Source organism: Arthrobacter sp. BG3, from assembly GCF_056680185.1.
This window is the reverse complement of record NZ_CM155270.1, coordinates 1,222,749-1,243,919: the sequence shown is the minus strand read 5'-3', so window position 1 is coordinate 1,243,919 and position 21,171 is coordinate 1,222,749. Positions and strand designations below refer to the sequence as shown.

19 protein-coding genes are annotated in these 21,171 nt (G+C 67.6%); 11 read left to right on the top strand and 8 right to left on the bottom strand.

Annotated features, from left to right (window positions below; genetic code table 11):
• Positions 1-58: 58 nt before the first annotated feature.
• The gene (locus tag AC1MFL_RS05445) at positions 59-520 is read right to left on the bottom strand and encodes a MarR family winged helix-turn-helix transcriptional regulator (protein ID WP_479813886.1); all 462 of its coding nucleotides are present in this window, start codon (positions 518-520) and stop codon (positions 59-61) included.
• A 165-nt stretch (positions 521-685) separates the two neighbouring features.
• Here AC1MFL_RS05445 and AC1MFL_RS05440 point away from each other — a divergent pair, with 165 nt between their 5' ends.
• The 3 genes from AC1MFL_RS05440 (at position 686) to AC1MFL_RS05430 (ending at position 3,644) form a co-directional block, all read left to right on the top strand.
• Positions 686-1,552: a DUF1295 domain-containing protein gene (locus tag AC1MFL_RS05440; RefSeq protein WP_479813885.1), complete on the top strand. Its 867-nt coding sequence runs from the start codon at positions 686-688 to the stop codon at positions 1,550-1,552.
• Between the two features lie 231 nt (positions 1,553-1,783).
• Entirely contained in the window at positions 1,784-2,698 is a 915-nt protein-coding gene (locus AC1MFL_RS05435; protein WP_479813883.1) for a pullulanase X25 domain-containing protein, read from the top strand.
• Between the two features lie 148 nt (positions 2,699-2,846).
• Positions 2,847-3,644 carry an alpha/beta fold hydrolase gene (locus AC1MFL_RS05430; RefSeq protein WP_479813881.1) on the top strand — a complete coding sequence of 266 codons (798 nt, stop codon included), beginning with the start codon at positions 2,847-2,849 and terminating at the stop codon, positions 3,642-3,644.
• Positions 3,645-4,116: 472 nt separating this feature from the next.
• On the opposite strand, the gene AC1MFL_RS05425 is transcribed toward AC1MFL_RS05430, so the two are convergent.
• Together AC1MFL_RS05425 and AC1MFL_RS05420 are read right to left on the bottom strand one after the other, a co-directional pair.
• A complete protein-coding gene (locus AC1MFL_RS05425) occupies positions 4,117-5,883 on the bottom strand; it encodes a glycoside hydrolase family 13 protein (RefSeq protein ID WP_479813879.1) in 1,767 nt (588 codons plus the stop codon).
• A 145-nt stretch (positions 5,884-6,028) separates the two neighbouring features.
• A complete protein-coding gene (locus AC1MFL_RS05420; protein WP_479813877.1) occupies positions 6,029-7,336 on the bottom strand; it encodes a mechanosensitive ion channel family protein in 1,308 nt (435 codons plus the stop codon).
• A gap of 188 nt (positions 7,337-7,524) precedes the next feature.
• Between AC1MFL_RS05420 and AC1MFL_RS05415 the strand changes: the two genes are divergently transcribed.
• The 3 genes from AC1MFL_RS05415 to AC1MFL_RS05405 all read left to right on the top strand — a co-directional run bounded on the left by AC1MFL_RS05415 (position 7,525) and on the right by AC1MFL_RS05405 (position 10,305).
• The gene (locus AC1MFL_RS05415) at positions 7,525-8,277 is read left to right on the top strand and encodes a hypothetical protein (protein WP_479813875.1); all 753 of its coding nucleotides are present in this window, start codon (positions 7,525-7,527) and stop codon (positions 8,275-8,277) included.
• A gap of 1 nt (position 8,278) precedes the next feature.
• Entirely contained in the window at positions 8,279-9,088 is an 810-nt protein-coding gene (locus AC1MFL_RS05410) for a hypothetical protein (protein ID WP_479813873.1), read from the top strand.
• 95 nt (positions 9,089-9,183) lie between these two features.
• Positions 9,184-10,305 (top strand): alpha/beta fold hydrolase, encoded by a 1,122-nt coding sequence (locus AC1MFL_RS05405; RefSeq protein WP_479813871.1) that lies wholly within the window; start codon positions 9,184-9,186, stop codon positions 10,303-10,305.
• A gap of 39 nt (positions 10,306-10,344) precedes the next feature.
• Here AC1MFL_RS05405 and AC1MFL_RS05400 read toward each other — a convergent pair whose 3' ends face one another.
• The 3 genes from AC1MFL_RS05400 to AC1MFL_RS05390 are packed head-to-tail and all read right to left on the bottom strand — an operon-like array spanning position 10,345 to position 12,903.
• Positions 10,345-11,610, bottom strand: coding sequence for an ABC transporter permease (locus AC1MFL_RS05400; protein WP_479813870.1), 1,266 nt, complete (start codon positions 11,608-11,610; stop codon positions 10,345-10,347).
• Between the two features lie 2 nt (positions 11,611-11,612).
• Entirely contained in the window at positions 11,613-12,587 is a 975-nt protein-coding gene (locus AC1MFL_RS05395) for an ABC transporter ATP-binding protein (RefSeq protein WP_479813868.1), read from the bottom strand.
• A gap of 52 nt (positions 12,588-12,639) precedes the next feature.
• Entirely contained in the window at positions 12,640-12,903 is a 264-nt protein-coding gene (locus tag AC1MFL_RS05390) for a YegP family protein (RefSeq protein ID WP_479813866.1), read from the bottom strand.
• 202 nt (positions 12,904-13,105) lie between these two features.
• Between AC1MFL_RS05390 and AC1MFL_RS05385 the strand changes: the two genes are divergently transcribed.
• A complete protein-coding gene (locus AC1MFL_RS05385; RefSeq protein WP_479813864.1) occupies positions 13,106-13,411 on the top strand; it encodes an acylphosphatase in 306 nt (101 codons plus the stop codon).
• Here AC1MFL_RS05385 and AC1MFL_RS05380 read toward each other — a convergent pair.
• A complete protein-coding gene (locus AC1MFL_RS05380; protein WP_479813862.1) occupies positions 13,386-15,182 on the bottom strand; it encodes a RecQ family ATP-dependent DNA helicase in 1,797 nt (598 codons plus the stop codon). The two genes, AC1MFL_RS05385 and AC1MFL_RS05380, sit on opposite strands and share 26 nt — an antisense overlap.
• Positions 15,183-15,375: 193 nt before the next feature.
• Between AC1MFL_RS05380 and AC1MFL_RS05375 the strand changes: the two genes are divergently transcribed.
• Both AC1MFL_RS05375 and AC1MFL_RS05370 read left to right on the top strand, forming a co-directional pair.
• Positions 15,376-15,711 (top strand): cupin domain-containing protein, encoded by a 336-nt coding sequence (locus tag AC1MFL_RS05375; RefSeq protein WP_479813860.1) that lies wholly within the window; start codon positions 15,376-15,378, stop codon positions 15,709-15,711.
• A gap of 70 nt (positions 15,712-15,781) precedes the next feature.
• Positions 15,782-17,134 carry a diacylglycerol/lipid kinase family protein gene (locus AC1MFL_RS05370; RefSeq protein WP_479813858.1) on the top strand — a complete coding sequence of 451 codons (1,353 nt, stop codon included), beginning with the start codon at positions 15,782-15,784 and terminating at the stop codon, positions 17,132-17,134.
• Between the two features lie 9 nt (positions 17,135-17,143).
• Here AC1MFL_RS05370 and AC1MFL_RS05365 read toward each other — a convergent pair whose 3' ends face one another.
• The gene (locus AC1MFL_RS05365) at positions 17,144-18,793 is read right to left on the bottom strand and encodes a PucR family transcriptional regulator (protein WP_479813856.1); all 1,650 of its coding nucleotides are present in this window, start codon (positions 18,791-18,793) and stop codon (positions 17,144-17,146) included.
• Positions 18,794-18,911: 118 nt separating this feature from the next.
• Between AC1MFL_RS05365 and AC1MFL_RS05360 the strand changes: the two genes are divergently transcribed.
• Complete coding sequence (locus AC1MFL_RS05360; RefSeq protein WP_479813854.1) at positions 18,912-20,183, top strand: alpha-hydroxy acid oxidase; 1,272 nt, start codon at positions 18,912-18,914, stop codon at positions 20,181-20,183.
• An 84-nt stretch (positions 20,184-20,267) separates the two neighbouring features.
• Entirely contained in the window at positions 20,268-21,170 is a 903-nt protein-coding gene (locus AC1MFL_RS05355) for an ABC transporter substrate-binding protein (RefSeq protein ID WP_479813853.1), read from the top strand.
• The last annotated feature ends 1 nt before the right edge of the window (position 21,171 follow it).

The window sequence follows — 21,171 nt, the reverse complement described above, 5'->3', positions numbered from 1 at the left end:
AGGTCTGTCGCGTTCCGGTGACCGGACGGATCGGCCAGCAGCGGGGTGGTGAACTCTCTCATCGGGCGTCCTTCTCCGAAAGTGTGTGCAAGTGGTCCCGCATCAGGTGCTGGGCGACGTCGAGGAAGTCTGCGACGGCGGCCTGGTCGGCGGCGGCCAGGGCATTGATGTGCTCGTTGGTGGCGTCCAGGAGGGGCCGCATCAGGTTCATCATTCCGCGGGAGGCCGCCGGTGTGGCGCTCACTTGGACCTGGCGGCGGTCATCGGTGCTCCGGTGGCGTGCCACGAAGCCGCGGGACTCCAGCCGGCTAATGATGGCGGTGGTGGTGGCGGGCGTTGCGCCCAATTCTTCGGCGAGTTTTCCCGCGGTGACCGGCCCCGAACGTCCGAGCGCGGACAGTGCCCGGTAATCAGTGAGTGTCAGCCCCATGCCGCGGGCGATCTCCCACTCGGTTTCATTGGCGAGGGTGAACAGGCTCTGCAGGGCCGGCGTGGCCGGGTGGTGCTGCGGCGCGCTCATGTCCACTCCTTAGGTTCCGGATCCCGTTCTTCGACAATCTAGTTCGATGAACTATTATTCAATCTTATTTGATCATCTCCTTGGATTGCTAAAAATGGTGATGCCCGGAACGACGTCTCCAGCCGAATTGGCCGCGGCCCGCTCCGCGGATGAAAGGAAATCCTGGTGAAGGATTCACACCGTAAGTCGCTCATCGTCCTCCCCGTGGTGGTGCTGCTGGCGGCACTCGTCGCCGCGGCAGGCTCGCAGGGCGGGGCCACCCTGGGAGGGATTCCCGTTTTCGCCATGGCAGTTGGGGCCGCGTTCCTCATTCAGTGGCTGGTGTTCATTCCCTCGTTCAAAGCCCAGACCGAGAGGTTTTTCGACCTGACGGGTTCCTTGACCTATATCGCCATCACACTGTTGCTGGTCCTGCTCACCCCGGGGGTCGACGCGCGGGCGCTGCTGCTGGCGGCTATGGTGCTCGCCTGGGCCGTGAGGCTTGGGAGTTTCCTGTTCCGCCGCATCAGCAAGGCCGGCAAGGACGACCGCTTCGACGAGATCAAGCCCTCCTTCGTGCGGTTCCTCAACGTGTGGACCATCCAGGGGCTCTGGGTTGTTCTTACTGCGGCCGCAGCGTGGGTGGCCATCACGTCGGCCACCAGGGTCGGCCTCGACTGGTTCGCGCTGGTCGGTTTCCTGGTCTGGGCCGTCGGCTTCGGATTCGAAATTGTGGCCGACAAGCAGAAGAGCCGCTTCAACGCCGACCCCGCCAACAAAGGCCAATTCATCTCCAGCGGGCTGTGGTCCAAGTCCCGCCACCCGAACTACTTCGGCGAGATCCTGCTCTGGATCGGTGTCGCGATCATCGCCCTGCCGGCGCTGCAGGGCTGGCAGTGGGTTGCCCTGATCTCCCCGGTGTTCGTCACACTGCTGCTCACCAAGGTCAGCGGCGTGCCGCTCCTGGAAACGAAGTCGGACAGGAAATGGGGCGGCCAGGCCGACTATGAGGCCTACAAGCGGAGCACCCCCGTCCTGATCCCCAAGCCCTAGTACCATCCAGCAACGCGGGGTCACCTACGGCCCATCCCGGGGTGCCGGATGGGCCGTAGGTGACCCCGCGTTGCTCTTGCTACTGGCGGGTACCGTGCGTTCGCCCCTCGCGGACCCCGGTTTGGGGTGTAATAGTGGGTCACGACACACAGAGTTAACCGATCCCGACTCGCGGAAACTCGATGATCCTTGGCAAAATGCAGGTGGATCAATTGCTTCTAAAGGAGACCCATGGCCGAGAACACTGCCGAAAACACCAACCGTCGACTGAAGGCCGTACTGGACGTTCTGGCAGAGGAGGTGTGGACGGGCGAGAAGCTGAATGCCGGTGCAGTCCTGGGCGAAGCAATCGCACGCGTTCCGCTCAATGAGTTCGAGCGTGAACTGCTCAGCGGCGGAATTCCCCGCGGCCACAAGACCCTGACCAGCGCCACGGCGAAGTTGGTCAAGGCAGGCTGGCTCGTCAAGGGCCGTTCGGGCTGGACGATCACCGAGGACGGCCAGCGCGCCACCGTCGCGTTCGCTGACCCTGCCGCTTTCGCCGCAGCGCTCGACGCCGGAACTCCCGTTCCCGCCGACACACCCCTTCCGTCCGCACCGGCCGTGAAGCCTGCTGCCAAGGCCGCCGCCCCGAAGACGGCCCCGAAGGCGGCAAAGGTTGCCGAAAAGGTCGCCGGCAAGGCTGCCAAACTGGTCGAAGAAGCGGTTGCTCCCGTCGCCAAGGCGGTCCGCAAACGCAAGGCACCCGCAACGACCCCGGCCGCCGAAACGGCAACGGCCGCGACTCCTGCGGCCGGTGCGGCAGCCCCCGCGGCCGAGGCACTCGCCGTCAGCGTCGAGACCATTGAGCAGCCGGAAGCGGTTGCCGTCGCAGGCGATTTCAACGTCCTGCTGGGCGCGCCGGCCAACTGGGCCCCGCAATACGATGAATCCCAGATGGAACTGGACCTCGTCGATCAGCTCTGGAAGATCGCGGCGGATCTCCCGGCCGGTTCCTACACTTTCAAGATCGCGCTGAACCGCTCCTGGGACGAGAACTTCGGCGCCTTCGGTGCCTTCGATGGCGCCAACCACGAGGTGCACCACCCCGGCGGCCTGCTGGTCATCCACTACGACCACCGGACCCGGGATATCATCCTGCCGTAGCCAGCGCCAGCGACGCGTATTTTTCCTGCTGTCGCGCCAAAGACCCCTCGCTGCCGAATTCCGGCGTCGAGGGGTCTTTTGCGCGTCGCGGGCGGTTTGGCGCGTCGCGGTCCTGCCCGGGCACGGGTGACCGGCCTAGCATTGGATTATGGACACCGTCGAGGTTGATGGGCTTCGGATCGGGTATCAGCGGGTTGGCCAGGGACCGGCACTGGTCCTGTTCCACGGCGTTGGGGAGGACAGCCGGATCTGGGGTCGGCAGCTGGAAGGCCTCTCGGACGAGTTCACAGTGTTCGTCTGGGACGCTCCCGGGTGCGGGCAGTCGGACAACTCGGCTCCTGACTTGTCCGCTGAGGAGCTCGGCACACTCACGGCCGGATACCTGCGCGCGGCCGTGCCGGCAAAGCCGCACCTTCTCGGGCTCTCGTGGGGTTCCCTGGTGGCCCTGGAGCTGTACCGCGGGTATCCCGGAATGCCCGCCTCCCTGGTGCTGGCATCCGCCTACGCCGGCTGGGCGGGCTCACTGCCGCCCGAGGAGGTGGAGCGGCGCTACGCCCAGGTGCTGGCCGAGATCGGCCAGCCGCCGGAGAAGTTCATCAATGAGTGGCTTCCCACCCTCTTCACGGACAAGGCCGATCCCGCCGTGGTTGCAGCTGCCAGCCGGATCATGGCCGACGTGCGCCCGGCCGGGATGCGGGCCCTCCTCTCAGCCAGCGGCCGGGCCGACTACCGCCCGGTGCTTCCCACCATCAGCATTCCCACGCTCCTGCTCTATGGCGCCGACGATCAGCGCTCTCCGCTGAGCGTGGCCCGCGAACTGCACCGCCAGATTCCTGGCTCACAACTGGCGGTGATTCCCGACGTCGGGCATCTCGCCCCCATGGAAGCGCCCGACCCCTTCAACACGGAAGTGCGGAATTTCCTGCACGGCATCGCCGCGGCGTAATCAGGCCCGCGGACTCAGCAGCTGGAACCGTGCCGGCCCGCCGACCGGTTGCTTCGGAACCGTGCAGGCCCGCGGACGGAGCGGCTGGAACCGTGCCGGCCCGCCGATCGAGCGGCTTTGGAACCGTACCGGCCCGCGGACTGAGCAGCTCTAGAACCGTACCGGCCCGCGGACTGAGCAGCTCTAGAACCGCGTCGGGTCCGGCCGCGGAGGCGCGACCGGGCCGGGATCCGGAATCGGCAGCGGACCGGGTACCGGGAACGGACCGGGCGCCGGCGAGGGGCCCGGTTCCGGAATCGGCGCCGGCGGCGGGACCGGCCCGGGCTCCGGCGGGAACGGGTCCCCGGGTTGTGGCTCGGGCGGGGTGGGCCCGGGTTCCGGCGGAAAAGGCTCAGGTTCGCGGGCCGGTGGAATGGTCATGTCAGGCTCCCTCACTCATCGTTGAACGTTGTACGGGATGGTTGATCCGGGCTTACCGGGCGGGTCCAGTTGCTCCGGCGCGCAGGACCTTCAGCTCCCACGGCCGCAGATGCAGCCGGGGCACTGTGGCCCCGGCGGGGTAGTTGCCCAGCACCAGTTCCGCGCTGCCCCACGCAAGCGGAACGTCGGCGTCGTCGAGCGCCACCTCCTGGTCCTGGCCGGAAAAGTTGCCGAGCACCAGCAGCCGGGTGTCCGGCAGCGACCGGACAAAGGCATAGACGTGCTCGTCCCGCGGCAGCAGCATCGTGAAATCCCCATGCGAAACCACGGGCTCGGCATGCCGCAGCTCGATCACCTTCCGGTAGAAGCTGTACACCGAGTCGGGGTCGTCGATCTGGGCGGCGGCATTGATGTGGTTGGCGTTCGGGTTGACGGCAATCCAGGGCGATCCGGTGGTGAATCCGGCATGCCGGGACGCGTCCCATTGAACCGGGGTGCGGGCGTTGTCGCGGTTCAGCGGGGCCAGCGCGGCGAGGACGTCGGCGTCGGTGTGGCCCAGGTGCGTGGTGGCCTCGCGGTGGTGGTCGAGGGCCTCGATGTCGCGGTAATCGCTGATCGCCCCGAAAGTCATGTTGGTCATGCCGAGTTCCTCGCCCTGGTAGACGTAGGGCGTGCCGCGGTGCAGGTGCAGGATGCCGGCGAGCATCTTAGCGGAGAGCTCACGGTACTGGCCGTCGTCGCCGAAGCGCGAGACCGCGCGGGCCTGGTCGTGATTGCCCCAGTAGAGGCTGTTCCAGCCGCGCTCGGCCAGGCCGGTCTGCCAGCGCCCCAGAGTCTTCTTGAGGTCCGTGAGTTTGAGTTTCTTGGGCCGCCACTTGTTGCCGTCCTCCTGGTCCAGGGCGACGTGCTCGAACTGGAAGACCATGTCCACCTCGGCGCGCTCCGGGTCGGTGAAGAGGATGGCCTCGTCCACGGTGACGCCGGGCATTTCGCCGACGGTCAGCAGCGGTCCGGGGCGGCCGGCAAAGACCTCGCGGTGCATCTCCTGCAGGAATTCATGGATGCGGGGGCCGCCGATGTAGAACGGGGTGCCGTCGCCGTAGAGCTTGCCGGCGGCGATGGGCCCGTCCGGCAGCTGGGTGTCCTTGGAGATGAAATTGATGACGTCCATCCGGAAGCCGTCCACGCCCCGGTCCAGCCACCAGTTCATCATCTCGTACACCGCAGCCCGGACCTGCGGGTTTTCCCAGTTCAGGTCCGGCTGCTTCCTGGAGAAGATGTGGAGGTAGTACTCGCCGGTGGACTGGTCGAACTCCCACGCGGGGCCGGAGAACGCTGAACCCCAGTTGTTCGGTTCGGCGCCGGAGCCGTCGGCAGCAGTCCCGCGCGGCGGCCGCCACCAGTACCAGTCCCGTTTGGGGTTGTCCTTGGAGGAGCGCGATTCCACGAACCAGGGGTGCTCGTCCGAGGTGTGGTTGACCACGAGGTCCATGACCAGCTTCATCCCGCGGGCGTGCAGGCCGTCCGTCAGTTCGCGCAGTTCCTCGAGGGTGCCGAAGATCGGGTCGACGTTCCGGTAGTCGCTGATGTCGTAGCCGTTGTCATCCTGCGGCGACGTGTAGATCGGGGACAGCCAGACGACGTCGACGCCGAGGTTGCGCAGGTAGTCCAGTTTGCTGATGATGCCGCGCAGGTCCCCGATGCCGTCCCCGTTGGAATCGGCGAAGCTTCGCGGATAGATCTGGTAGACGACGGCGCTCTGGAACCAACCGCGGGCAGGAGCCGTCAGGGATTCGTCAGTCGGCCGTTCTACCGTCATGGGACTCCTCAGCTGCTTCAGCGGGCTCCGGCGGGCAGCATCGACGCTGACTCACCAACGTCTGATTATTGAACAGTTCCCGCAGGCAGGGAAGACCCCGCCAGAGCTATGTGGACGGGCCAGCACGGGCAGCCGTCCGGAGCCCCTAGTTCTGCGCCGCGATGTTCTTGTCGCGGTCCTCGAACACTTCCTCGCCGGGGCCGGTGAACGCCTTGGAGCGCTCGATCGCCTCGATCGATCCCGTGAACAGCTGTGAGTCGTGCGGATCGGCCGGGTGCCGGCTGTGTTCGTCCGCGGCGGAGATCTTGCCCGGCCGCTTCGCGGAGCCGCCGGAGCCGCCGGAGCCGCCGGAACCGCCGGAGCCGCCGGACGCACCGGACGCGGCGGTGCTGCCGGACCCGAGCGCAGCGGCACTGAGCGATTCGAGCCGGACGTGGGGGAGCGCCGTCGGGTGCTCCTGCTGCAGGAACAGCACCAGCTCCTCGCGGATCAGGCAGCGCAGGTCAAAGAGCGTGGCGCTGTCGGCGGCACTGACCAGGATGCGGACCCGGACGAAACCGGCGGTGGCGTCGGTGATCTGCAGGATGCCCACGCGCTTGTCCCAGAGCTCTGTGCCCGCCAGGACCCGCTTGAGTTCGGCGCGCATGTCCTCGACCGGCGCGCGCCAGTCGAGGTCGAACTCCACGGTCCCCATGACCTCGGACTGCCGCCGGGTCCAGTTCTCGAACGGGGTGGTGGTGAAGTAGGTCGAGGGCAGGATCATCCGCCGGTCATCCCAGATGTGGACCACCACGTAGGTCAGGGTGATCTCCTCGATCCGGCCCCATTCCTTCTGCACCACCACGACGTCGTCCACCCGGATCGCGTCGGTGAAGGCAAGCTGGATGCCGGCGAAGACGTTGACCAGCGAGGTCTGCGCGGCGAGGCCGGCGACGATCGAGATCACGCCGGCGGAGGCCAGCAGCCCTGCGCCGAGGGCCTGGATCGCAGGGAACGTCAGCATGGCGACGCCCAGGGCCACAATAACGATCAGGGCGACGCCGATCCTGCGGGCGAGGATGACCTGGGTGCGGAGCCTCCGGGCGCGGCGGTTGTCCGCCACGTCCACCCGGTAGCGCGAGAGCACCATGGTCTCGATGATGAGGAACACCGCGATCGCCAGCCAGGCGAGGGACCCAATGAGCGCGATCTGCAGCGCGTGGTCCAGGTTGCGGCGCCACTCGGCGTCGTCCGTGGTCAGGCCCAGGGCGATCCGGACGGCGATCAGGCAGAGCGCAAAACGCAGCGGCAGCCGCGCCACCCGGGAGGTCTCGCGGAGGGCGGGCTGGTTGCGGTTGAGCCGGAGCACAATCCGGCGCACCAGCCAGGAGGCGAGGAGCCCGCAGGCCACGGCGAGAGCCACTGCGAGGATGGGGGCCAGGAAGGGCATGGCGGGATCAAGGACGTCTTGCATTACTTAAGCTCTAGCAAGCTTCCGCGGCCAATTGAAATCTGCAGGGGGCAACGTGGGAAGCATCACGGCCGGAGCGGGGGTGCTTCGTCGCCTGCGCGGCTGAGCGCTAAGGGTCCTAAGGCCCTAGTTTGGGCGGCCAAAGACCAGAGAATTGTCCAACCACGCAATTTTCCCAGGGGGAGGGTGCCATGCGCCGGGCTGCGTCATTTGTCACCACGTTTTGCGCTGTCTGCGCCGCTGCCGTGTTTGCCGGCTGCGGGTCACCCGCAGAGGCCCCCGCCACCGGCTCCCCGTCGGCACCGGCTGCCAGCGCGATGGCCAGCGCAACAGCCAGCCCTCCGCAGACCAGCGCCCCCGCGCCCACCGCCACGGTCCCGGCGGGCTGGAAGACGTTCACGACGTCGGACGGCACGCTCGCGTTCGACTACCCGGAGGCGTGGACGGTCAAGGCTGGTCAGTCCGCGGAGGACGGTGCGTTCGTGGAGCTCGTCAGTGACTACGGCAAGACGATGGCGACCTTGCGGACCAATGTGGCGGCGGGGGACGAATGCACGGAGAAGGTCCCTTTTATGGTGTACGACGCCGAGCCCGTCCCGGCGCTGGCCCAGGGCGGGGTGACGCCGCGGTTCGTCTATGAGGGGCGGACCGACCCGTCCCCGGGTGATCCAGGGGACCCGTCCTCGACTGATCCGCCGGAGTCCGTGAGCCTGGCCTACGGCATCACCTCCGCGCCGGAACCCACTGGGGATACGGCCTGCCCCATTTCCCACGTCTTCACCTGGCCGCCCAGCGGCGCCGCGTTCGGCGGTGTCTACGACCCGTTCGACACCACCCCGGGCGGCCCCCCGCACGTGGATACCCCCGAGGTGTACAAGGACACCACCGAATACAAGTACGTCAAGCAGGCGATCACTTCACTGCGGCCGGTCGGAAAGAAATGACGTGAGGATTCCGGCGGCTTCACCCGGCGCCGCCCTCTGCGCCGCTGCCGGCGCCGCCCTCAGTGCGGTGCTGCTGCTAACGTCCTGCGGTTTGGCGCCGGCCCCGCCGGCCGGCGCCGCCTCGGAAAGCCAGAGCCAGGGAAACACTGTGTCCCCGCCCGCCACGACGCCATCCGCCACGACGCCGGCCGACGGCCCGGCGTCGGAGGGACCCGCACCGGGCTGGGCGACGTTCACGACGGCGAATGGGGAGTTGTCGTTCGACTACCCCGCCGGCTGGACGGTCAAGGACCCCGGCGGGGCGCTCGCCGGAGATTTCGTGGACGTGCTGAATGCCGCGGGGAAACCGATGGCGGGTCTGCGGACCAACATCGTCACCGGGGCGGAATGCCTCGATAAGGCCCCGTACCAGGTCTACGATTCGGCGCCCATGCTTGCCCTAGCCGAGAGCGGGGCCGGCGACGGCGGGGTGCCCCGCTACGTGTTCGAGTCCCGGGGCGAGGACGCCGGCGCGGCGGCCACGCAGTCCACCATCGCCGCCTACGGCATCACCACGGTCCCCGAAGGGGCCGGCGATACGGCGTGCCCGATGTTCCACCTGTTCCTCTGGCCGCCGGGCGGTGCCTTCTTCGGCGGGACATACAACCCGGAGAACAATGTCACGCCCGGGGGTCCCGCGCTGCCGTATCTGGAGAAGGCCAGGCTGTACACCTCGACCCTGGAGTACCAGGACATCCGGAAGATGATCACCTCGCTGCGTCCGGCGGGTGCGCCGGTGGGGAACCCGGCGGGTGCTCCGGCCGGGAAATAGCCGTTCCGGGCCTGTCCCGCGCAGTGCCAGCGGGGCTACCCTTGCCGTACCAGCCCGTTCGTCCTGGCACCGCTTTCGGCACTGAGAGGCTCGCCATGAGGATCAACCCTCGCCGCACGGACGCTTCCTCACCCAAGCCGGCTGCCCCCGATGGCAACCCCAAAGCTGTCGACGCCGTTAGCACCAACGTTCCCGCCGATAGCACCGCCAACGCTGCTGCCGATGCCACCCCCGCCGCTGCCGGCCCCGTTCCCGGCCGGCGCCTGCCGAGGCGGCGGAGGGGATGGCGGATCCTCGCCGTGGCGGCCCTGGTTGCCGCCGGTCTGTGCCTGGCCTCGACGGGCGCCAACCTGCTGCTGGAGCGGCAGGAACGGGCCAGCATTACCCCTTATGGCGAACGGATTGAGATTTCCGGCGGAGCGGTCAATGTCCTCCGGAACGGCCACCCCGGCCAGCCGATCGTGCTGCTCAGCGGCCTGGGAACAGCCGCGCCGGCGCTGGACTTCGCCCCGCTGGTCCGCGAACTGGGCGACTACAACGTCACGGTTGTTGAGGGATTCGGCTACGGCTACTCCGACATGAGCGCCAGCGAGCGCAGCAACGAGAACATTAACAATGAACTCCACGAGGTGCTCGTAAAGCTCAGCATCACCCAGCCGTATGTTCTGGCCGGTCACTCGATCGCCGGCTTCTACATGCTGGACTACGCCAACCGCTACCCTGCGGAGGTGGCAGCCGTGATCGGGATCGACGCCACCGTGCCGAAAGCCATGGGCGGGCCGGTGAGCGTGGAGTCAGGAATCCTCGGCGCGGCAGCACGCATGCTCTCGGTCACGGGAGTGGTCCGGGACGTCCTCGCAGTGGCCCCCGGCCTCGCGGAACCGGACGGTGACGCCTACACGCCGCAGGAACGCGAACGCATGCGCCTGATGATGAGCTGGAACTTTGGCAACCAGGCCGTCGCCGATGAGACGGCACGGACCGGGAACAACGCCTCGGACCTGCGCGGACTCAGCTATCCCGACGGGCTGCCCGTGCTCGCTTTCGTCGCCGACGACGGGTCCCCGGAGACCGCCGGCAAGGCTGCGGCGCTCGAGAATCTCCTGAAGAACGTCAAACGCCACGACATCGTCCCCCTCGCCGGAAGCCATTACCTGCACTGGACCCAGTCCAAGCCCATGGCCGAGGCGATCAGGAAGTTTCTCGCAACCCAGTAGCCAGGTCGCCCTTAGGTGTCCGTCCTCAGCTGCTCGTCCTCAGCTGCCCGCCGCCGTCGTCGGAGGCTTATCAGCGGCGGGGTGCCGCGAGCCGGCACGCAGGGCCGTCCGGATGTTGACCTTCGAGGTGTAGGAGATCGAGCCGTACTGGAACAGCCGGACAGCGAGGCGGAGCATCACGGCCGCGCCCACGAAGAGGATCACGATCACGATCGCAGCCTCGGGCAAGCTCAGGGAGCCGAAGCCGTTGCGCAGCAGGGCGGTGACCGGGGCCGAGAACGGGAAGTAGGTGAAGATCTGCACGATCACGGACTGCGGATCGGAGATCACCAGGGCCACGGCATAGAAGGGCACAAAGATCAGCGCCATCATCACGCCCATGAAGTTCCCGGCCTCCTTGGCGGTGGGCATCACGGCGCCGATGGCCACGAGGGTGGTGGTAAACAGGGCGAAGCCGCCGACCAGGATCAGCAGCCCCACCGTCATCCGGACCGGGTCCAGGATCAGCGGCGGCAGGTCCAGCGCCGTGAGACTGAGCTCCTTCGGGAAGAACAGCCGGCCGATCACGACGGGGGAGAGGAACACGAGCATCTGCACCAGTCCGATCCCGAACAACGCGATCACCTTGCCCGCAATGAGCGTCCTCGGTTTGAGGGTGGTCAGGATCATCTCGGTGACGCGGTTCTCCTTCTCCTCCAGCGTGGAGTTGAGCATCTGCCCGGCCAGGAGCACGATCAGCCCGTAGAAGATGACCAGGAAGAACAGCGGCGGAATCACCGAGCCAAGGCCGCCGGACTCCTTGGCACCGTCATAGGTGACCGTCTCGACCTGCACCTTCCCGGCCGCAAGCGCGGACAGCTGGGGTGAACCGATCCTCTGTTCGACGGCGTGCGTCAGCATGGCCTGCGCGACGGCGGCATACTTGCCGTTCTCGAAGATCCCCTTGTCCGCGCCGTGGACCAGAACGGCCGTTGTCTCGGGGTGGGCGGGGTAGGCGAAGTAGGCGTCCACGGCGCCGGACTGCACGGCCTGGATCCCTGCGTCGGGCGATACAGCGGCGGCGGCCCCGAAGACCGCGGCGTCCTGGGCGGTGATCAGTCCGGAGGCATCGGTGTAGGAAATGCTGAACTGGGCGCTTTTCTGGGCCGCGGCAGCGGTGTCCGTGGTGGTGTTGCTGAGGTAAATCAGGCCGAAGACCACGGCCATGATGATCGGGACGGACAGGGTGCCGATCCAGAACCGGCGTTTGGTCACGGTGCGGATGAACTCGAAGCTCACCACCGTGCCGAGGTTGTGCTGCGCCACGGCTACCCCCCTTCCCGCGGCCGGGATGATGCGGGGGCGGCGCTGCCGGCGGCCCCGGCAGTTCCCGAGCCGGAAGGCTGGTTCTGGTCGCCGTAGACCCGGATGAAGATGTCCTCGAGGGAGATCTTCGTGGTGGTGAAGCTCCGGACGGTCACGCCCGCGTCGACCAGGTCCTTGAGGATGACGGCCTCGTCAGTGGCGTCGGTGATGGAGAGCTCCGAATAGTTGGTCTCCTCGAGCATCACCTCGTAGTGCCGTGAGCGGGGGATGGGACCCGTGTGCCTGATCCGGACGATGCGGCCGCCGTACTTGTTCTGTACCTCATCGATCGTCCCGTAGGCTTCCGCGGTGCCGTCCTTGAGCAGGATGACGCGGTCGCAGAGCCGCTCCACCTCCTCCATCTGGTGGGTCACCATGACCACGGTGGCACCGCCCTGCTTCTGCTCGGCGATGATGTCCATCAGAAGGCGCCGGTTGACCGGGTCAAAGCCCTTCGTGGGCTCGTCCAGGATCAGGAGCTCGGGATTGTTCATGATGGTGACCCCGAGCTGGACCTTCTGCTGCTGCCCGCTGGAGAGCTTGTCCAGCACGGCGGAGGCACGGTCCGCCAGTGCCACCCGGTCCAAGTACTCGAGCGACCATCGCTTCGCGGTCCGCCGCTCCATCCCTTTAAGCCGGCCGAAGTAGGTCATGATGTCGATGACCTTTTCCTTCTTGTAGAGCCCGCGCTCTTCGGGAAGGTAGCCCAGCCTGTCGCCGTGCTCGGGTTTGAAGACCCGGCCGTTGATGTGGAGGATTCCGGCGGTGGGCTCATAGATGCCCAGCAGCGCCCGGATGGTGGTGGTCTTGCCGGAGCCGTTGCTGCCGAGGAAACCGAAAGTCTCCCCGGCGCGCACGTCAAAGGAGAGGTCGCGGACCACGGTGGTGTCACCGAAGTCCATTCGGAAGCCGCTGATGTGGACCCGTGCTTCGTCCATTGCGGCTCCCGATACTGCCGGGCTGCCTGCCCGGGTCTTGCTGTTTCTCCGCCTAGACGGCGGGGATATGCCGGTGGCGGCGATGGGCCGGCGTCGGCAGGCCAGCCCTGGTCCGGCCTATGCCGCCCCATGCGTTGGTGTGGGCTTCCTTGATCAGGCCGGTGCCGGCGCATTCGCGGACTGCCATGATGCCGTCCGCGGCCGAGCGCTTGTCATCAAAAGCCTTGGAAATCGCCAAAACCGTACCGTCGGCGCCGAGAAGCCGGAAACGGACATTGTCCTCAGCGTCCGTGAAGATTTCGAATTGTCCTGCCATCTTTTTTGTCCTTTCGGGCAATGCAGCACGGCGGGAGGGTGAGGCACATCCATGTGCCATGCCGTTTTCTCGACACGTCCCCGCAGCGCACTTGACCATTGTTCCCGTCTGGGTGCATGAGAGGTAAGGGGCAAAGGTCCCTATGTGGATAGCGCGTTTCTCCTCTGGCCGTGGTCTCCGGAAGGGGCGCTACATTGGGAGCATGGCTGAGTTTCCGAAGGGTGATTCCGGCGAGTGGGTCCGGCTGTCTGCGCGGGTGGACGGCGTGGTGCAGGCCGTCGGTTTCCGCTACTGGACAGTGCGCCAGGCCGAGGAGCTGGGGCTGACGGGTACGGTCAGGAACAACAGCGACGGTTCGGTGGGCATCGTGGCGGAGGGTCCCCAGTCAGTGGTGCTCCAGTTCCGGGGCTGGCTGCGCTCGCCGGAGGCGCCGGGGCGGGTGGAGACCGTGGAGGAATCGATCTCCCGGGCCACGGGGGCGTTCAGTAATTTCCGGGTGGTGTACTGAGTGTGAGCAGGCCGTGGCCCAGGACGGCTTTGCGGGACAGCGTCCGGTAGCCCTCGCGGTCGAAGAGCACAGTGAGCAGGTCGCCGTCGTGCCCCATGACCAGCCCGGGTCCCCAGAGGGCATGCTCCACGCGGGAGTTCAGTGGGAACGCGTCGGTGCCGCTGGCCTCGTCGACGCCGGCGTCCCCGCTGTCGGCGTCCGCACCTTGGGCGTCCCCGCCGGGGGAGGCAGTACCTAGGCCGGCAGTAACGCCGGCGGCGGCAACACCGTCGGCAGCAACACCGTCGTGCTCCGGCAGCCGCGTGGTGCCGGTGGTGCAGTTGTCGCAGTTCCCGCAGGACCCGGCCAGGTCCTCGCCGAAGTAACCGAGCAGGAACTGGCGGCGGCAGCGGTGCGTCTCGGCGTAGCTGCGGATCATCGCGATCCGGGACTTGTCCACCCGCTCGCGGGCGGCGGCGAGTTCGACGGCGCGTTTCACCACGTGCGCGGGGTCGGCAGCCGGGTCGAGCCGGACGCCGTCGTGGCCGGCGGTGACGGCGCCGGTGTCCTGCAACTGGTTCAGCAGGCCGGTGACCCGCCGGAGCGGCAAAGCGGTCCATTCGGCCAGTGTTGGTGGCGGCAGCGGCCTGCCCGCCTCGCGCAGCACGGTGAGGACGGCCAGCAGCGCGGCCTCGTCGGGGCTGTGGGTGGCGAAGTAGCGCCGCAGCCCGAGGTCTTCAGAACGGTAGTGCAGCACCGCGAGGGCGGGCTGGCCGTCCCGACCGGCGCGGCCGATCTGCTGGTAGTAGCTGTCCAGGGACTCCGGGATGTCCGCGTGGACGACGAAGCGGACGTCGGGCTTGTCGATCCCCATGCCGAACGCGGTGGTAGCCACCACCACGTCCAGGCCGCCGTCGAGGAACTGCTGGTGGACCAGCTCCCGCTCGGAGGACGTCCGGCCGGCGTGATAGGCCGCCGCGCGGAGGCCGTTCCGGGCCAGCTTCAGGGCGTACTTTTCGGTGTCCTTGCGCTTGGCGGCATACAGCAGCCCGGGCCCGCGCCCTCCGGTGACGAGCCCGGCGACCTGTTCGACAACGGCCCGGCGCTTTTCCTTGTCCTCATGGTGGCGGAGCACCTCCAGCCGGATGTTGGGCCGGTCGAAGCCGTGGACCAGGACCAGCGGGTTGGCCATGCCGAGGCGGCCCAGGATCTCCTCGCGCACCGGGGGAGAGGCCGTGGCCGTCAACGCGGCGGTGGTCGGGTTGCCGAGACGCTCGCGGACCTCGCCGAGCCGGAGGTAGTCGGGCCGGAAATCGTGCCCCCAGGAGGAGACACAGTGTGCCTCGTCCACCACGAAGAGGGCGATGTTCAGCGCCGCGATCCGTTCCACCGTGCTGGGCTTGGCCAGCTGTTCCGGAGCGAGGAAGAGGAACGCCGCGCCGCCGTCTTGCACCGCCCGCCACGCACGCTCCTGCTCGGCGGCGCTGTGCGAGGAGTTGACCGCGACGGCGCCGCCGGGCCCCGCCGCTTCCCGTAGCCCGTCCAGCTGGTCCTCCTGCAGGGAGATCAGCGGGGACACGACGACGGTGGGCCGGTGCTGCTGTCGGTGCAGCAGCAGGCCGGGCACCTGGTACATGGCCGACTTCCCATAGCCGGTGGGCATGACGGCAAGGACGTCCCGGCCGGCGGCGAGGGCGCGCATCCCGGCGAGCTGGCCCTCGCGGAGGTGCGTCAGGCCAAAGGTGACGTCCGCGAGCCGGCGGAGCCCGGCGTCGTCGATGGCCTCGGTCATGGGGGCAGCTCCAGTGCGACAGGTTGCGACAGGTTGGGGTGGACAGGGGCGGCCACGGTGCGGGCCGTTGGTCTCAGGGTAGGACTTCCCGGGAAAGTTGCACAAAGTGCGGTGTTGCCGGGAAAGGCAGCCCGAGCCCCGACCGGGGCAAAGGTCCCTCGGCAGCGGGCCCGTTTCTGAGTAGGGTGGGCCCATGCAGAAGATATCGCTCGACGCCCTTGCCCGTCAGCAGATCGCGGCTGCGGTGGCGGCACCGAGCGGCCGTGCCGCGGACACGGCCTTTGGCGGCCATGAGAAAACCCTCCGCCAGACGGTGATGGCGTTCCGGGCGGGAACGCAGTTGAGCGAGCACCAGAACCCGGGAGAAGCGACCGTTTTTGTGCTCCGCGGCTGCGTCCGGCTTCGCTCCGGCAATGACTCCTGGCAGGGGAAGACCGGGGACCTGCTGATCGTGCCGGACGGGCTGCACAGTCTGGAAGCCGAAGAGGACTCGGCGATCCTGATGACCGTCGCGAAAATAAAGACCTGACGGCTGGGCCGCAGGCCGGCAGACCAGGCGAGGTGCCGGCCCCGGGCCGGATTACCGCAAGGAGCAGGACATGACTGTCATCCCTCTCGAAGAAGTCCCCGAGACCCGGCGGTGGTGGGCTCGGTTCGCCTTCGTCGCGGTCGTCTGCGCGGCGGCGGTCCCGCTGGTGGCTGCCGGGCTGGCGGGCACTATCGCGCTGCTGGTGACGGCGGCCGGCGGGCTCGTGGTGATGGTGGCGGGGATCTACTGGTTCCTCATCAGCCGCGGCCTTCTGCGCTGGTTTGCGCTGGCGCTGGCGGTACTCGCCCCGCTGGTGGTCCTGTTCCTGTTCATCCAGGCGGGCCTGCTGCTGGAGGTCATGATCACCGTCGGGCTGGTTTTTGTGGCGCTGGTCTGTGCCCGCGCTGCCCTCCGGGAGCCGCGGGAAGGGTCGAAGATGGTCGAGTACCCGGCCCCCTCCTGGCGGCATCCCTTCGTGGTGATGAATCCGCGGTCCGGCGGGGGCAAGGTGGTGAAGTTCGAGCTGCAGCGGAAGGCGGAGGAACTCGGCGCCGAGGTGGCGCTGCTGGAGGGCCCGGACAAAATCGACGTCGCCGCCCTGGCCCGGGACGCGGTGGAACGGGGAGCGGACCTGCTCGGCGTCGCCGGTGGCGACGGAACGCAGGCGCTGGTGGCCGGCATCGCGGCCGAGCACAACCTGCCGTTCCTGGTGATCAGCGCCGGCACCCGCAACCATTTCGCCCTGGACCTCGGCCTGGACCGGGAGGACCCCACGGGCTGCCTGGATGCCCTCCGGGACGGCGTCGAGCTCCACATCGACCTGGGCAAGATCAACGGCCGCACCTTCGTCAACAATGCCTCCTTCGGGGTCTACGCCGAGGTGGTGCAGAGCCCGGAGTACCGTGACGACAAAGCCGGCACCGTGCTGCAGATGCTCCCGGACCTGATCAAGGGCGACAAGGGCGCGCGGCTGCACGCCCGGATGGACGGCACGAGGGTGGACGGGCCGCAGGCGGTGCTGGTGAGCAATTGTCCCTACGGCAGCCATGACCTTGCCGGCCTGGGCCGCCGCACCCGGCTCGACCGGGGCGTGCTCGGTGCGGTGGCGCTCTCCGCCTCCAGCACCCGCGAGGCTGTCAGCCTGCTGCGCCGGGCGTCGAAGCGTGGCCTGATCCAGCGCACCGCCGCGGAGGTGGTGGTCGACGCCGATGCCCCCGAGATCCCCGTCGGAGTGGACGGCGAGGCGCTGATGATTCCCACTCCGGTGAGGTGCACGATCGAACCGGCCGCGCTGCGCGTCCTGGTGCCGCGTAGCCGTCCCGGCGTCCCGCCCGCCCAGCCGGCGCTGGACCTGGTCCGGCTCCGTGAGCTCGCATGGGGGCACGTGGCCCGGTCGTCCGCGCCGGCAGCCGCGGGGGCCTGAACCGCGGAACTACTGGTTGTGCCGGGCCCACAACTGCAGCCCGACGAGCAGCCGCATTTCGGGATCGTCAAGGTCCAGACCGAAGAGGGTCTCCACCCGGGACAAGCGGTACCGGACTGTGTTGACGTGCACATCCAGGGATTTCGCGGCCTCGATCGCGTTGCCGCCGCAGCTCAGGTAGGCGTGGATGGTCTCTTCGAAGGACTTCTTATGCTGTCCGTCGTACTCGGCAATCCTGAGCGCGTGGGTCCCGGGAAGCTGGCCGGACGCCGTCAGCGACGACACGATCTGGCGCAGCTGCAGGCGTGCGCCGAGGGAGTCGTCGTCGGCCACCACGTCATCGGAGCCGGCCGGGATCCGGCCCTCGGCGACGTTGCGGACCAGCTCGGACAGGACCAGTTCCGCGTTGGCCCGGGACTCAGCGGTCCGGTCGATCGTGGCCGGGACGCCCAGGGCGGCCAATACCGGGCGTCCGAGCAGTCGCCGCGTATTCTGGACGATTTTGAGAATCGCGCCGCGCTGGAAGTGCCGGGACGATTCCGTGGTTTGCGGCAGGACGATGTACACAATGCTGTCCGAGAGCCCACAGACAGCGGAGGGCAGCCGGATGGCGCAGGCGGTCCGGATGGTGTCGAAAAGCCGCAGGCGTGACTGCAACGTTTCGGCCGCCACGGCTTCGGCCGGCCAGACGCTGAGGGCGGCGACCCGGATGGAAGCGGCCGAGATGCCCAGCCGGAGGGCGGCCAGTTCGGCGCGCTCGGGTTCGAACAGCAGCGGCTGGACCAGATCCATCTGGCGGGTGAGGTTCGAGACGTACGTCGTGCGCTTGTGCAGGATATGGAGCGCGGCAACGTTGGCGGCCTCGCGCAGGATCCGGTGCGCGTCCTCGTTGTGGTGGTCGGCGCGTTCCAGGAGCCAGAGCGATCCCAGCACGGCACCGCCGGCCCGGACGGCGATCGCGGTGCGACGGAGCAGGGGGTCCTCCGTCGCCACATCCACCGCGTCACTGGCGGCGTGGACGCGCCGGTAGTCCTTGTCGGTTTGGACGGAATGCGGGACATGCAGACGCAGGATCGAGTTTCGCCGGGTCTCGTCGATGGGCTGGTCCGGGAGGGTCGAGTAGGCCAGGATCGACTGGTCCGGATCGGCGATGGCGATGGCGCCGCCGGCCTGGGCCGCGACCGTGTTGGCCAGATCGAACAGGTCCCCGGGACGGATGTCCACCAGGGTGCGGCCCGACAGGCGGTGCGGGACGACGGCGGCGTCCATGATCTCCGCCAGCTGGTTCCACGGCACCGAGTCGGAGGCCCGGAAGAGGGCCATCCCCGTTTCCCGGGCAGCGGCGCGGAGGGCGGCGTCCGGGCTGCCGTTGGATTTATAGACGATGGCGACATATCCGGCGTCGTGGAGCTCCTGGACCTTGCCGCGCAGCCGCTTCCCGGACAGCGACAGGCCGATGGCCAGGGCGACAGCGCCGGGGAACCTGGCGGGCGGCGCCGTCGAGTCGTACAGCACCGAGCCGGCAACCGTCTGCTGGTCATCGGCCGGCATTTCGACGAGGCTGACAATCTCCGAGCCGGCCGAGCGCGCCACATCGGCAAGGGTGGGCAGCGCCTGGCTCTCCGCCGCGGGGAACCCGGTCACGGTTTCGCCCGACACGTTGTTTGGTAGCAGCTGCTAATGACGGGCCCCTCAATTTGTCGTTAACTCCATAGTGGCACGGGGTTCCGCTTTCTACGCTGAACCGTAACGCACGCACGCAGGGGAAAGGCCGGCATTGAAAATCAGCGAAGCCAAACAGCTCATCCAGGTCAAAGCCCCCGTCTTATCCCGACGACGCCGGGTGCTGGCCAACGCCTTCAATGTGGAGGAATACCGGAAAGCGGCACAGCGGGTGCTGCCGGCAGGGATCTTTGACTACCTCGACGGCGGCTCCGAAGACGAGGTGACGCTCCGCCGCAACCGCGCTGTCTTCGATTCCTGGGCGCTGATGCCCAGCTGGGGCCCGGTCTCCGGACCCGACACCAGCACCACCCTGCTCGGGAAGAGCAGTGCCCTGCCCCTGACGTTGACGCCCACCGGCGCCACCCGGCTGTTCCATCCCGAGGGCGAGCTGGCCGTCGCGGCTGCCGCCGACCGGGCCCGCATTCCCTACGGGCTGGCCGGGCTGAGCACCGTCGCCATGGAAACCATTGCGCAGAACCACCCGGGCCTGGACCGCTGGTTCAACTTCGGGCTCACCTCCGACGCCCAGGCCCTGAAGGACAAACTGGCGCGCTGCGACGCCGCCGGATTCCACACACTGATTGTCGGCGTCGACACCCGGGCCCTGGGCGCCAGGGAACGGGACCTGCACAACGGCTTCACCGCGCCTCCCGCCCTGACTCTGTCAACCATCGCGGACATCGGCCGGCGGCCGTCCTGGTGGATCAACTTCCTGAAATCGGACGGCATCAGCTTCCCGAACCTGGACCCGCGCAGCGCCGCGGCCACCTCCGTGGTCACCCCGTCGATGTGGCAGCACATCCTGGGCCATTCGGATGCGACCAGCGGATGGGGCGAGCTGGAAGCCCTGCGGCAGGCGTGGCACGGAAAGATCGTGCTCAAGGGCTGCGTCAACCCGGCCGACGTCGAAAAGGCCGCCCGGATCGGACTGGACGCCGTCCAGCTGAGCAACCACGGCGGCCGCCAGCTCGACCACATGCTCAGCCCGATGGATGTGCTGCAGGAATCCCGGCAGCGGGTGGGCGATTCCATTGAGATCTATGTGGACTCGGGCATCCGCCGGGGCAGCGACGTCCTCAAGGCGCTGGCGCTGGGCGCCGACGCCTGCTCAATCGGCAGGGCCTACCTCTACGGACTGGTGGCGGCGGGCTCGCCCGGAGTCGGGCGCATCATTGAGATCTTCGAAGACGAACTGCGGCGTACGATGACGTTGGTGGGCGTTTCCAGCATTTCCGAGTTGAAGGCTCGAGGCGGGGAAATTCTGCGGGACATCCGTCATTCCGGAGAAATTCTTGAAACAACAGCGTCAGGCAACACGCACTAACGAGTTCTGAACTTGCAGGCACACAGTGCCCTCCTCCCGCAGACTTGCGGGAACCAAGGGACTCTCTGAACAGCTAAGGAAACCATGCGCACCCGATACCTCCTCCCCGTTCTCACCATAGCCACGGCCCTCTCGCTCTCCGGCTGCGTCAACAACAGCGAACCGGCCGCCACCGGCTCGGCCTCCGGAACCGCGGACGCCATCGACGTGAAAAAGAACGACGCCATCGCCGCGTCGCTGCCGGAGAAAATCAAGAGCGCCGGCGTGCTCAACGTCGGCATGGCCAACAACTACCCGCCCAACGAGTTCAAGGACGACAACGGTGCGCCGGCAGGCTGGTCAGTGGACCTCACCAACGCCCTGGGCAAGGTCATGGGCCTGAAGGTCAACTTCGACATCGGCACCTTCGACAACATCCTTCCCGCCGTGCGCGCAGGAAAGGATGACATGGGCATGTCCTCCTTCACGGACACCCTGGAACGCGAAAAGCAGGTCGACTTCGTCAACTACTACTCCGCCGGCATCCAGTGGGCCTCACCCAAGGGCAAGACCGTGGACCCGGACAACGCCTGCGGACTCAAGGTCGCCGTCCAGGCCACCACCTATGAGGACACCCACGAAGTGCCCGCGAAGTCGAAGGCCTGCACCGACGCCGGCAAGCCGGCCATCACCATCTTCAAGTACGACGCGCAGGACCAGGCGACCAACGCCCTCGTGGTGGGACAGGTAGACGCCATGAGCGCCGATTCGCCCGTCACCCTCTACGCGATCTCCAAGACCAAGGACAAGCTGCAGACCGCCGGCAACGCCTTCGAAGTGGCCCCTTACGGCATCCCCGTGGCCCAGGGCAGCGCATTCACCCCGGTCCTGCAGAAGGCCCTCCAGACGCTGATCGACGACGGTACCTACAACAAGATCCTGTCCAAGTGGGGAGTGGAAGCCGGCGGAATCAAGACGGCGGCACTCAACGTGGCAGCCAAAGGGTGAT